The 13353-nt window shown below is 39.8% G+C and carries 13 protein-coding genes; 4 read left to right on the top strand and 9 right to left on the bottom strand.

The features are described from left to right. Window positions 1–15 precede the first annotated feature (15 nt). From LC115_02355 to LC115_02320, 8 genes are all read right to left on the bottom strand, one after another. Window positions 16–495, bottom strand: a complete 480-nt coding sequence (locus LC115_02355) for a UPF0158 family protein (protein MCZ2355523.1) — start codon at window positions 493–495, stop codon at window positions 16–18. Continuing rightward, window positions 492–860, bottom strand: coding sequence for a sulfite exporter TauE/SafE family protein (locus LC115_02350; protein MCZ2355522.1), 369 nt, complete (start codon window positions 858–860; stop codon window positions 492–494). Before LC115_02350 ends, LC115_02355 begins: the two co-directional genes overlap by 4 nt. Further along, a complete protein-coding gene (locus LC115_02345) occupies window positions 860–1360 on the bottom strand; it encodes a heavy-metal-associated domain-containing protein (protein MCZ2355521.1) in 501 nt (166 codons plus the stop codon). Before LC115_02345 ends, LC115_02350 begins: the two co-directional genes overlap by 1 nt. A 96-nt stretch (window positions 1361–1456) precedes the next feature. After that, window positions 1457–3250 (bottom strand): T9SS type A sorting domain-containing protein, encoded by a 1794-nt coding sequence (locus tag LC115_02340; protein ID MCZ2355520.1) that lies wholly within the window; start codon window positions 3248–3250, stop codon window positions 1457–1459. Between the two features lie 5 nt (window positions 3251–3255). Next, on the bottom strand, window positions 3256–3495 hold the full coding sequence (locus LC115_02335) for an acyl carrier protein (protein ID MCZ2355519.1): 240 nt from the start codon (window positions 3493–3495) through the stop codon (window positions 3256–3258). Between the two features lie 135 nt (window positions 3496–3630). Beyond that, window positions 3631–5265, bottom strand: a complete 1635-nt coding sequence (locus tag LC115_02330; protein ID MCZ2355518.1) for a hypothetical protein — start codon at window positions 5263–5265, stop codon at window positions 3631–3633. 45 nt (window positions 5266–5310) lie between these two features. Then, complete coding sequence (locus LC115_02325; protein ID MCZ2355517.1) at window positions 5311–7017, bottom strand: hypothetical protein; 1707 nt, start codon at window positions 7015–7017, stop codon at window positions 5311–5313. Between the two features lie 63 nt (window positions 7018–7080). Then, on the bottom strand, window positions 7081–7680 hold the full coding sequence (locus tag LC115_02320) for a DUF4294 domain-containing protein (protein ID MCZ2355516.1): 600 nt from the start codon (window positions 7678–7680) through the stop codon (window positions 7081–7083). A gap of 237 nt (window positions 7681–7917) precedes the next feature. On the opposite strand from LC115_02320, the gene LC115_02315 reads away from it, so the two are divergent. The 4 genes from LC115_02315 (at window position 7918) to LC115_02300 (ending at window position 12558) form a co-directional block, all read left to right on the top strand. After that, the gene (locus LC115_02315) at window positions 7918–9252 is read left to right on the top strand and encodes a hypothetical protein (protein MCZ2355515.1); all 1335 of its coding nucleotides are present in this window, start codon (window positions 7918–7920) and stop codon (window positions 9250–9252) included. Between the two features lie 161 nt (window positions 9253–9413). Further along, a complete protein-coding gene (gene eno / locus LC115_02310) occupies window positions 9414–10700 on the top strand; it encodes a phosphopyruvate hydratase (protein ID MCZ2355514.1) in 1287 nt (428 codons plus the stop codon). A 20-nt stretch (window positions 10701–10720) separates the two neighbouring features. Continuing rightward, window positions 10721–11572, top strand: a complete 852-nt coding sequence (panC, locus tag LC115_02305; protein ID MCZ2355513.1) for a pantoate--beta-alanine ligase — start codon at window positions 10721–10723, stop codon at window positions 11570–11572. Then, window positions 11569–12558: a flippase-like domain-containing protein gene (locus tag LC115_02300; protein MCZ2355512.1), complete on the top strand. Its 990-nt coding sequence runs from the start codon at window positions 11569–11571 to the stop codon at window positions 12556–12558. Before panC ends, LC115_02300 begins: the two co-directional genes overlap by 4 nt. 103 nt (window positions 12559–12661) lie before the next feature. Here the strand turns inward: LC115_02300 and LC115_02295 are convergent. Further along, the coding region (locus LC115_02295) for a hypothetical protein (protein ID MCZ2355511.1) at window positions 12662–13353 on the bottom strand (692 nt) is incomplete at its 5' end.

Genomic DNA, 13353 nt, shown 5'->3' with positions numbered 1-13353 from the left:
ACAGATAAATTAGAGCTATTCGTCAGTATCTTTCCAAGAAAAATCTATTTGGTTAGATTTTAGCCAATCTTCGCCAAAAGTTTGTAGTTTTTCGTCATAAAAACTATACCATTGTGCTGCCTCGTTTGGGTATCTTTTTAGATATTGTTTAAAGTTCATGGTAGGTTTAGGCATATCTAAGGCTTTGCCCAGCAATGTTTTGGCCAAACTATTAGGTAACTGCCTTATAAAGCTGCGCATGGTAGAAAAGTAATCTTTTGATGGAAAGGCAATAATTGGCAGATAACGTTCAGGGAAGCGTTGAAGGAGCTCTGAAAATGGAGGAAGTTTAGTGGCTTCTGTATCACCTGTATCTTCCTGATTTTCTTCTTCTTCTTCACGTGAATGCGGAATAATTTCGCCGGTATTTTTATCCAAATAATACGTGGTTTTTATATCCCGATTTTCTAAGGCATATAAAAAGTCTGAAAAATCTATACAAATAATTGGGTTCATTTTCCGAGGATAAATTTAATGGATACTAAGAATAATATGCAGCCAAAAGTTCTTTTAATTTGAGTTGGGGTTAGGCCAATGGCTATTTTGGAGCCTATATAGGAACCGGCTATAAAGCTACAACATAGTATTGCTGCAACTTTAATATTGACATGACCTTTTTGGTAGTAGTTCAATACAGCTAAAATGCCAACGGGAGGAACCATCATAGCTAATGACGTTCCTTGAGCAGTATGCTGCGAAAACCCTAAGAAAAACACTAAGGAAGGAACCAAGATAACGCCGCCTCCTACGCCCACAACGCCACTTAAAATCCCTCCCATTGCCCCTACAAGCAACAGTATTACAACTTCATAAATTGTCATTAAATATCAAGTTTGTCAAATTCATCTAAATTAATATCGTCATTCTGGTTTACATCATCAAGATCCAAATCATCTAAGTCAGATAAATCAAGGTCATTAGCTAAGGAATCTGCTTCGGATTCGTCTTCTTCAATGTCTAATTCATCTGTAATTCCTTCTGCGGATAGTACGCAGCAAGGGGAGGGATTGCTAACCATAGTGGATAGATTCTCACCGGCATCATAACCGGATTCATTTAGTATTCCAATAATTGAACTTAACTTAACCAGCGAGGAGTCGTATTGAATATTAATTTCGTTATTAGCATCACTAAAATTAACGGCTTCAATTCCTTTGACATCCTTTAGAACCGTATTTAGCCTATCTGGTGGGCAGTTTTCACAAGGACCAGATAGCTCTAAAGTGATGCTAGCACTAGTAGATTTGCATGCGTGAAAGACGCAAGAAGCACCGAGTAATCCTAACCCTATGAATAAGTGCTTCGTTTGAAGTGAAAACATAATTTGTTTTTAAACTGCTTCTGAAAGTCCAAAATTAAATTGTTTTGCACAATATTACAAAAACTACTTTTCCCCAATGTGTGGAAAATCTTCACATCAGTCTGTAAGTACAAAACGAGTGTTCCAAATGTGGTTATCTACGATAAAGTCAATATGATAAACTCCTGGTGTTAAGTTTGATACGTCTATTGGGGTTTCTGGGATTACATTAATTTCCCGAACAAGTTGGCCATGAATATTCCAAATTCTGGCTTGGCCGGAGGTAACTAATTTGCCGTCCACTTGTAGCCAAATACTTCCATTAGCCGGATTGGGGAATACACTAAGTTCTGTTTTTGCCCTTTCTAATAAAACTTCTCTTGACACTGAATTGCAGATTGCACCGGTAAATATCTTTTTGGCACAAAAGGCTATAATGTAGTCATTGGTGTGCTGGCCAGAAAAGTTTATGGAGTCTGCAACAATAATTTTGTTTGCAGCGGCTTTTACGTTAGTGTTAGTTGAGTTCATATACAATTCAGTAAAGAAATTGGCATCAGAGGCGGTTCTGCCGATTCTATCATAAACCATCATCAGAGCAGAAGCCCATATTTCTCCGTAGTCATAGAAGTTCATTAGATTAGTAGAGTAGTTCTGATTTTTATTAGCAAGTCTTCCGTCCCAAAAAGAGTTATGGCCGTCCCATGTAAAGGTTTCGTTCCAGCGATAATTAGAGATACTTTTAGAATAAGATGCGGCCATATAATCCCCAAATCCTTCGTCAAGGCCGCGGCGTTCATTATCGTTACCATTTGTATTTGGTGAAGCACCATAAGACAGTGCATGGCCGTATTCATGGATGCACACGTCAGCGTCTTCGGCATCGTCAACACCTCCAGTACCCATATTGATAGATGGCTCCTCTGAATCTGGAGAAAAGTATGAGTTATCGTCCGTTCCGCCATGTGGGTCTAACAATAGAGGCACTTGCAGTAGCCCGTCGTCAAAGCCAAGGCTACGTACATAACGTTGGTATCCATTGATATGATAGTAGGCGTTCACATCTTCAAAGCCGTTTTGAGCGCGTGTATAGAAAAAATCACCGGTTGTGCTGGTTACTGGTGGGATTACAGGCGGACTTAAATCTCTGAGTTTTACGTAAGGACCTTCTAACTTAAAAATCCCTAAATTAGAATCATAAGTGATGTCTGTTAAGGTAACTTCAATGCGTTCATTATTTAAAACAGCTATATCTTGGTTGCTATTATCTACATAAGGGCTTCCGTACGTGCGCATAGCGGAAGTAAGCGGGTCAGGATAAAATACTTTTCCACGTCCGGAGGTATCTGAATCACTGGCAATGCGGCGTTCTGTTAAAATACTCCCCTTTTCGGCATCTACTATAAATTCGTATGCTCCGCTAAGTCTGTCGTTATGTGTTGTAACCTGATAAGCAAAAACAGCTTCTTGGTTCGTTGCATAAACAATTGGTTGAACGGAGGTTTTAAAATAAGGATACCCTCCACGTGTTTCCCGTATATGGTTTGCCCAATTATCAATATCAAACTGAAATTTCCCCTTTACAGGTAGCGTTATATCAACGAGGTCATTGAAATAATCATAAGCATACAACTGCTGATTCATATTTACTTTGAGCATACCGTGATATACCGGAAGGTTCTCTACAAACTGCGCAAAGGTTATGTGCCTACCTTTTGCAGAAAAACGGTCATATAGTAAGCGTATTTCAGAATGGGCAAGTTCCGGTAACTTATCCTTAAAGTAAATGGATAATTCTTCAGCCGGTTTTTCGGATGTTAGCTGCCGGCTTAGTTTTTGATAACCTTTATCTTGAGCATTTAATAAATTGATTATCAAATAGATGCTAAAAAATAAAATACTTCTTTTCATGATTTTTATGCAGAAAGATGGCGACTTATAGTATCTATTAAATCTCCAATATTTTTCATTTGCTTAATTTCTTTAAGTTTAAATCGAACTCCAAAAGTTGATTCTACGTTGTTTATAAGGGTAACGTGTGTCAAGGAATCCCAGCCGGAAACGTCTTGGGCGGTCATTTCCCGCGTGATTTCCAGATTTTTATTTTCAAATGTTTTGCGAAAAACTACCTTTAATGTTTCAACAACATCAGTCATACCTACAAAATAAATAAAAATTAGGATATAAATTGAACTAAAATCTATTCAATTCGCTAAATAAGTAATATTTTGAGATTTTAATACCTTAAATTAAAGGTAAAAAGGACATTGGCTATAATAACTTGGTGAAAATTACTCTTCTTCTACATATTTCCCAAATCTAATACCTACGGAAAATGTGAAAGAGAGTAGATTTCTACTGTTAATAATGTATGGTGAAATTCCTTTTCCAGCGGCAAAGAAACTACTTGGGACTGAATATACCGTAAATTTGTCTGTAAAGTTTGTCAAAACGGCGGCAAAATCAATAAAAAAAGACTCTGTTCGATAACCCACTCCTCCAGTAAAAGATTGCTTACCCCCTTTGGTACTTTTTACGGCAGCAGTTTTGAAGTCTTGGTATCGTAAAGCGCCGGCATTTAGCGGAGAGGTCATAAGAGCAGTTCCGCCTCGAAAATAAAATGTTCCTAACCTATACTCTGCTCCTAAACGAAAGGAATACCCTGTCTGAAAAAGGTTTTTTATATTGTCGTTTTCTTGTTTATAGTTGTAGTTTCCGCTTTGGTCAGACATACGAGAGCTGGAATAGTCAATGAGTTCAAAATCAGCGGAAATCATAGCTTTTTGGGCAATAAAACCGGCTAAACCAAGTGTTAAACGGAAGGGAGTTACCAACTGCCAATCCGAGATTCCTTCTGATGATTGCTGGTTGATTTTAGATTTTAGTCCGCTGCTTGTTTGTATTTGCCGGTCAAAAGTTTGCTCTATTTCTCGGGTATATTTATCTTTAAGGGTGTAAATAGTGGGAGAAGTTATTGAAAATCCGGCGCGGATAAAGTCTGAGGGTCTGTAAATTAGCCCTAACCGACCATTGATTCCAACTCCGGAGGTTGCAAATTCTTCGTATAGATTTAAACTTTTGAAGCCTAATGAATCCAATTCATAACGATAGTTATTGTCTAAATCCCGCTCCCAAGTACTGATTTCAGTGGTATATTTCACCCCCACAATTCCCAGTCCGGCTCCGATGTATAGCTTATTATACCAATTTCCGGCAAAACTGATGTTCCAATCGTTGATTCTGCCGGATTCTACTCGGTTGTATTGTTGATAAACCATTCCGAAAGGGGCTGCACCGATGTAACTTTGCTCTGCATATCGAGGGTCTAAGCTGTCTAAGGGGTTTATGGAATAGGTTTGATAAGCCATAGCAGCAACATCATTTGGGTTTTCGTAATTATCATTAAGGTCGTTATAGCTGCGTCTGCCGGCTTCCATTGCAAACCAATCCGTGATAGAGTTGTAGGGATTATAGGCGGTAGCATCTACTTTTCGGTTAAAATTTTCTAATTGATTATACCCAAATCCGACTGCATAGCTAACGATGTCAGAACTTTTTCCGGTTGAACCATGAATAACGCATCCTAACTGGGAAAATCCAAATGTGTTGCGAGAAATCTTATATGGGGCTCCTTCGATAAAGTTTGAGTTAGTGGTAGCTACTCGGAATGTTGGGGAGAGAGATATTTCACTTTTTTTGTATAGTGCAAGTCCGGCCGGGTTTAGGGAGGCGGCGGAAAAGTCTGCGCCTACTGCCGAAAAAGCTCCTCCCATAGCTTGGGAACGTGCTGTTCCAGTAATCCCCTGAAAAGAAAGCCGATACACATCAAGCTCATTTTGTGCTGAAATATTCTCTTTCTGAAAGAGCAGTGTTATAAACAGAGCACACATAATGAAAGTGTGCTCTGTAATATTTTTTTTAGACATAATTCTTAGGAGTTAGGCTTAAATTTTTGGCAAAGCTAAAAATTATCAGCGAGGGCTACGACGTGGGGAAGAACTCGGGGAAAAACCTGGGGAAGGTCTGGATTCATAGCCGCGGCTGGGCTGGGGTGAGTAGTGTTGTTCATAGCTGCGGTTAGGAGTAGGTCTGGTTTCATAGTTATTACGGCTGGGTTGCGGGGCAGGTTGCTGCTCGTAGCTGCGGTTAGGTGTAGGGTTTGTATTGTAGTTATTACGGCTGGGCTGTGGAGTAGGTTGCTGCTCATAGCTGCGGTTAGGCGTAGGGTTGGTATTGTAGTTGTTACGGCTGGGCTGTGGAGTAGGTTGCTGCTCATAGCTGCGGTTAGGCGTAGGGTTGGTATTGTAGTTGTTGCGGCTGGGCTGTGGAGTAGGTTGCTGCTCATAGCTACGGTTAGGTGTAGGGTTTGTGTTGTAGTTGTTGCGGCTGGGCTGTGGAGTAGGTTGCTGCTCGTAGCTACGGTTAGGTGTAGGGTTTGTGTTGTAGTTATTGCGGCTGGGAGCATCAGACTGATAGTCTCTGCCGGTTGAAGGAGTGCTAAAATTAGAGCCGTTATTATCTGTCTGGCGGCCGGAATTTGGAGTAGAAATAGTGTTATCCTTAGATTGCTGGTCGGTTACAGTTCTGCCGGAATTAGGAGCTGGTGTATAGTTATCAACAGAGCGGTTTCCGGATGGAGTAGGTGTATTCTTTGGGTCGTTTGGGCTTCCCGAAGGTGTTGGATTACTACCCGGGCGAACTGTAGTATAATCAGTAGGTTGGGTTTGCCCACGTGGAGTAGTGGTATTATTGGTCGGATTTGTAGCAGGATTGGTGTTGGGATTCCCTTCACGAAAACGTCCACCAGGACGATTATTCCCTTCCGGGGTATATGTGTTAGCACTTGAACCAGAATTTCTATGACCATAATAGTATCTATTATCGGAGCTACTTCCGCCATAATAATTTCCAACTCCTTGATTGTAACCATTATAGTATCCTTGATAGTAGCCGTTATTGTATCCATTGTAATAGCCATAGTTGTAACCATTCCAATAATTATTACACCAGTTATTATAGCGATAAGGCATCGCCCAAGGAGAATAGCCCCAGTAACTTCTGGTTCCATACCAAGGATCATATCCCCACCATGGGTTGTATCCATAAGAATAAGTTGTTGAGTACCAGCCATTTGAAAATGAAACCGAAACATTGGTTGTGGGGCCATAACACCAATTATACCAATTATTCCGATAATTCCAAGAGTTATAATACTGCCAATTTGACCAACCGTTGTAGGTATAATTTAGGTAGTATATGTCATCAGTATAGTAGGGACTATAATAGTTGTAGAAAGTAGGGCGGCTAAAACGGCGAATGCGTCTTGCATAATAGAAGTCATCATCTGGGTCGTAATAATAACTTCCGTTTCCGTTATTTCCGTATCCATTTTGGTTGTAATAGGAATTATTCCCGTTCTTATCGGCTTTGGTATAGTCATATTCAGAGTTATTACTATTGTTTCCATTATCGTTTCTATAATCTTGATCCTGCCGGTAGGTAGGTGGATTATTTTCTTGATTGGTAGTATTTCCATTAGGGTTATTTTGCTTTTGATTCCGGTTAGATGAAGACGCATACACATCGTCATAGTTGGAGCCAGTGGTATTTTTTGAACCACTACAACTCAACAACAGTAGGGTAGTTGAGATTATGATAGCTAAATGATTAAGTTTCATGGCGGTTCTAATTAAATGTTTATTATTGAATATAGCAATTTTTGTTCCAAAGTTAGGCTTTTTTTACTCTAATCCCAAATCTTCGTGATTTTCAATTTTTTGGATAATCATTTCGATAAATTGTTCTTCTTGGGGGTTATACTCCATTTTGAGATTTCCTCCGAAGATACGGGCTACTGTTTGCCAGAAAAAAGCAGAACGTCCACTCTTCAGGTCTTTAATCAGGCTGTAGGCATTGCTGCCGGTTTCTCTGTCTATCAGTTTGACCAATAAATTTCCTTGAGAAACGGTTAGGTCTTTGAGTTTATGTTCATATTGGCGAAAGAGTTCTTTTTCGCGCTGGCGGAAGTATTTTTCACGGTCTTTTTCAGTAGGTAATTTAGCCATTTCTGCATTTAATTGTGCTAAAATGCGGGCTGCTTCTTTGGCTAATGGATATACCAATACGATGTTACGCACATAGCGTTTATAGGCTTCTATCTTTTTTAGATAGGCTTCACGCTCTTTTTTAGTAGGTGTTTTTCCCTCAATAATAACCGGGTCTAAAAAAGAAATAGGAATCCCGTTTGAGTCGGCAGCTAAAAAGATTTCCCCCTGTCTTTGTGGCTGTGCGGTTGCCCAGAGAGTTATCCAGCAAAATAGAAAACATCCGAAAAATTTCATGGTTGTGTGTGTCGTTGTTATCAACTGAATTTAAACGTCAAAAAGTGTTCCAAAGTTACACTACCCAAAAAATATTGGACGGGTAAAGATATTTTATACTTACTACTTCAATAGTGTCCTAAATAATTTTTATCATGCTTTCTGAATCAGAACCCACTTTCTTATACAGAAGTTTTCAGGATGCAAAACATTTTATCTGATCTTTCGTATATTTGGGGCAAAGTATAATTTGAGGTTGTGGTGTTTATAAAAAAGTTATTATTTAGTTGCATCGTATTTTTCCCGATATTATTACGCGGGCAGTCTTTGTATCATATTAAGATTCAGGGAGATGTAGATCCATTTATGGTTCGTCAGGTACGTGAAGCACTGAGGATAGCGAAGGAATCAGAGGCGCAGGTATTTTTGGTTGAGATAAACACTTTTGGGGGCTTATTAGAGTCAGCAGATTCAATTCGTTCATTATTACTTAATGCCCCGTTCCAGACTGTTTCTTTTGTGAACCATAACGCAGCATCTGCCGGTGCTTTGATTGCAATCAGTTGTAAGGAAATGTATATGACACCGGGTTCTACTATTGGCGCAGCTACGGTTCTTATGGGGAATAGTTCTGATCCGGCTCCCGAAAAATATCAGTCTTATATGCGCGGGCTGATGCGCGGGTCTGCCGAAGTAAATCAACGAGACCCTAAAATTGCTGAAAAAATGGTTGATGCCAGCATCTCTATTCCGGAGGCAGCTCCCGATAATACTATTTTAACTTTGTCTGCTCAAGAAGCTGTTCGGGTAAAGTATGCCAAAGGTATTTTTGAAGATTTCGACCACTTAGTTAAAAGCCAATGGAGTGGTTACAAAGTAATAACACACACACCCAGCGCAGTTGATACTATCATAAGTTGGTTAGTACACCCCGCCGTATCGTCATTTTTATTACTGTTGATTTTTATTGGGGTTATTTTAGAGCTCAAAGTACCCGGGCTTGGCTTCCCCATAGGAATGGCTTTTGTTTGTTCTATTTTATTTTTTACCCCCCATTATGTAGAAGGTTTGGCAGATATATGGGAAATAGCCATTTTTGTATTAGGAACGATTTTTCTGGCCGTAGAAATACTCATAATACCCGGTTTTGGCTTCTTTGGAGTTGTGGGTATATTGTTGATGACCTTAGGCTTAGTAGCCGGATTAATCCATAATTACAACCTTGACTTAACCTTTGTTTCTACCAATAAACTACTTGAATCTTCGGCCATTGTGGTAGTAGCGTTTTTTGTAGGTATTATTTGCGCAGTTTGGCTAACACGTTATCTTATCTCAATTGGTTATTCAAGTGCGGTTTTAAATGCCAACACCCTTGCAGGAGTTACCTCTATTTCCAGTGAGTTAAAAAAACTTATTGGTTTAGAGGGAATTACAGTTACGGATTTAAAACCAATCGGTCAAGCTGATTTTGAGGGTAAGATTCGCGATGTTCAGACAAAAGGGACGTTTGTTACCCGCGGTAGTTCTGTGAAAATCATCGCAATAGACTCAAACCATTTAATTGTAGAACTAATCAAGCCACCTGATGTTTAACTTTTAATTGTGGCGAAAATAGCGGTCAATTTAACTAAACCATGTCTAATCTAACTTAGATTGACGATAAAATTCATCGCTTGGTCTATTGAAATCGTTTAATTTAGTTCTGTTCGTATTCTCTTTCGAAATACTCTGTATTTTTGCCCGATTTTAGAGATATGGGTATTATTGCAAATATTTTAGGTCGAGAAATTCTGGATTCACGTGGGAATCCAACAGTTGAAGTAGAGATAACCACCACCGAAGGAATTGTTGGGCGGGCTGCTGTACCCTCAGGAGCTTCTACCGGTAAACATGAGGCCGTAGAATTACGGGATTCTGATAACCTACGCTTTTACGGAAAAGGTGTCTTAACGGCTATTGACCACATAAACAACAACATCGCAGGAGAAATCATTGGGCAAATAGTGTTTGACCAACGAAAAATAGACCGGATGATGATTAACTTAGATGGTACTGATAACAAATCCCATTTAGGTGCAAATGCTATTTTGGGAGTTTCGTTAGCAGTGGCTAAAGCGGCGGCAGCTACATTAGGCATACCGCTGTATCGCTATCTGGGTGGAGTAGGTACTTACGTAATGCCTATACCGATGATGAACATTCTCAATGGGGGAGCACACGCAGATAATAAAGTTGATTTTCAGGAGTTTATGATAATGCCGGTTCGTGCAGAAAATTTTGCGGAGGCATTACGTACCGGCACAGAAATATTTCACTCACTCAAAAACGTCTTAAAGAAGCGCGGTTTCAGCACCAACGTAGGAGACGAAGGAGGCTTTGCCCCAAATTGCGCCTCTAACGAAGAAGCTATCCAACTTGTTTTGGAAGCCGTAGAACGCTCCGGCTATCGCCCCGGCGAAGACATCTTTATCGCAATGGATGCCGCCTGCTCCGAACTGTGGAACGAAGAACAACAAGCCTATATTTTCCATAAATCTTCCCAAGAAAAACTAACCTCTAATGAAATGGTCAGTTTTTGGAAAGAATGGTGCCAAAAATACCCCATTATTTCGATTGAAGACGGCCTCCATGAAGACGACTGGAGTGGCTGGGAAACCCTTACGCAAGCAATCGGTAATCGTATTCAGCTTGTGGGAGATGACCTCTTCGTTACGAATATCAAACGGCTACAACGCGGCATTCGCGAAAAAGCAGCTAACTCTATTTTAGTAAAAGTAAACCAGATAGGAACATTAACAGAAACTATTGAGGCCATCCAGATGGCTACCCGTGCCGGATTTACCAATATCATCAGCCACCGTAGCGGAGAAACAGAAGATACTTTTATTGCAGATTTAGCAGTAGCAATGAATTCCGGCTTAATTAAAACCGGATCAGCAAGCCGCTCTGACCGTGTCGCAAAATACAATCAACTTCTACGTATTGAACAAGACTTAGGAGAATATGCCCAATACGGCGGCAACTCTTTCCGCTTTTTGTAGGCCAAGTTGCAAAATACTGAATGAAAATCATTTCAACCCGGGTAGATCTGAAGCAATATTTGCTTTCAATTCTTCAAGCAGGAAAAAGTGTTGGCTTTGTGCCTACAATGGGTGCGCTGCATAAAGGTCATCTTAGTTTGATGCAAAAGGCAGTCGCAGAAAATGACTACGGAATAGCCAGTATTTTTGTAAACCCAACCCAATTTGGCCAGAATGAAGACTTTTCTCAATATCCCCGAACTTTCGAGGCTGATTGTGATTTGTTAAAATCCGCCGGAATACACGCTGTCTTTGTACCTACTACAGCAGAAATGTATTCTCCGGATGAAGAAATTAAGATTATTTTTCCGTCTCTTACCGGAATATTGTGTGATAAATTTCGCCCGAATCACTTTGAAGGAGTAGCCAGAGTTGTAGCAAAGCTATTGTTGTTGGTTAAACCTACCCGAAGCTATTTTGGCCAAAAAGATTATCAACAAGGTATTTTGATACAGAAGTTGGTTCAAGAACTCTGTATAGATACAGAAGTTATTATTTGTCCAATTATTCGTGATTTAGACGGCTTAGCTTTAAGTTCCCGAAATCGCTATCTAAGTGAAAGTGAGCGAAAACAAGCATTAGTGCTACATCAGGTGCTATCTCAAGTTCGTTTAGCAGCTCAAGAAGGGGCCTCTCTTCCGTTACTGAATCAGCTTATGGAAACGATGTTTGCTCAGTCAGACGGCTATTTTCAGTTACAATACGCTGAGATCAGGAATGGCTACACACTATCTGGGTTAGATAGAATAGAACATTCACAAAAGCCCATAGCTTTAGTTGCCGGATATATTGGAACTACTCGCCTAATTGATAATATGTTTTTATTAGAATGATTAAAACAATAATTCAATATGTACTAGGTTTGGGTTTAGGAGGCGGATTGCTATATCTTGCTTTTAAAGACTTTGACTGGAAATTACTACAAGATGCTTTAGGTCAAGTAAGTTATCTTTGGCTGTTAGTCGGTTTATTGGCTTCATTATCCAGCCATTTTGTTCGGGCATTACGTTGGAATCTGCTTTTAAAGGCTTCCGGATACTCCCCTCCTATTCAGAATACGTTTGCGGCATTATTGGTAGGTTATATGGCTAACAATGCCGTACCACGTTTAGGGGAAGTTTCCCGTTGCTCTATTTTAACACGCTCAAACAAAGTGCCTTTCACTACCGGAGCCGGCACTGTTCTCACAGAACGAGCCTTAGATGTTATTGCATTAGCACTGCAAGTATTAATAGCTTTTCTGCTGGAATCCAGCCGTTTATTAAGTTATTTTGACAAGACCGAAAAAAGTACAACGCCATTTTATCAAACTATTTGGTTTTATACACTGATTATTGGTGGAATTTTAGCCGGTGTCGTTTGGCTTTTGCGGAAAAGGATTGCTGAAATCACATTTGTTCGGGCAATAATAGCTTTGGTAAAGAATATTTTACAGGCAGCAGCGAGTATTCGCAATCTTCGGGAGGTACGTTTGTTTTTGGTATATACAGTTTTGTTATGGGGTTTATACACATTGGCTACTTACCTTGCTTTTGTTGCGTACCCCCCTACGTCTGAGTTAAGTTTTTATTTTGCGTGGATAGTCATGACAATGACGGGTATTGGTATGGTAATACCAGTGCCGGGGGGGGTAGGGCCTTTTCATAATGCAGTGATATTTACTTTTATAGCATTTTTAGGGGTCTCTGCTGCCGATTGGGGGCGTATTTTAGCACTTTTTCTACATACATCTCAGTTATTGATGCTGGTTTCATTGGGGGCAGTTTCCTACTTTTACCTTATTTTACAAACCCCAAAGTCCGCAGAGATTTCTTCCTAAATTAGTTCAGCAGCGAAGGATAATACAAACTTCCAGTTTTTTTATTGCTTTATTGTATCAAAATTGATACCAAATCTGTTGTTTTTTTTAGGATAAAACGCCCTTAAAAATCATCATCTAAATCGTCAAGTAGGTCATCATCATCGGAATCAAGTAAATAATCATCATTTCCGCCTGCCGAATCAATTTGTGAGTCTAAGTCATCATCATCTAAGTCAATATCTTCATCTTTATCGTCATCTGCATTTTGTTTTCGATAGGTAGCCGCTGTTTGCCTATAGGCACTTTGTGGTTGAATACCAAAATGTTTAAGTTGTAGTTTTTCTAAGTACGAAAGTGTATTGGCATTATAGATAAAATCTGTGGGGACAGAGATTCCGGAAGGAATATAAGGAGATGAATTTTTAAACTTTAAACTGGCGGTACAATAGGTTGAAAAAACATAGGTATAATCCTTAAATATAACTTTTAAGGTTGGCACCATACAGCCAAGTTCGTTATACTGCTCGTCGTCATCATCGTCATTATCATCATCTCCAATACTACCCAACACATCATCGTCATTAACGAAGATAGTTACCTTTTTAAGTTCATGCTTAGGCATCCAACAATCATAGCGATGTGGCTTAGTGTATTGATTTATTTGTACTAAGATAACCCGTTCCTGCCCGCCGGCAGTAGTTGCTGGTTTGGGAGTAGCTTGTGGTGTTGTTGTGGTAGAGGGTGTACTGGGTTTGGCTGGTGTAGTTGTACTCTGGGGTGTGGTGGGTTTGGTGGGTGTAGTTGTACTCTGGG

The sequence above is a fragment of the Bacteroidia bacterium genome (assembly GCA_026932145.1).
Classification (GTDB): Bacteria; Bacteroidota; Bacteroidia; order J057; family JAIXKT01; genus JAIXKT01.
The sequence above is the reverse complement of the archived record's forward strand: the minus strand, read 5'-3'. Positions and strand labels throughout refer to the sequence as shown.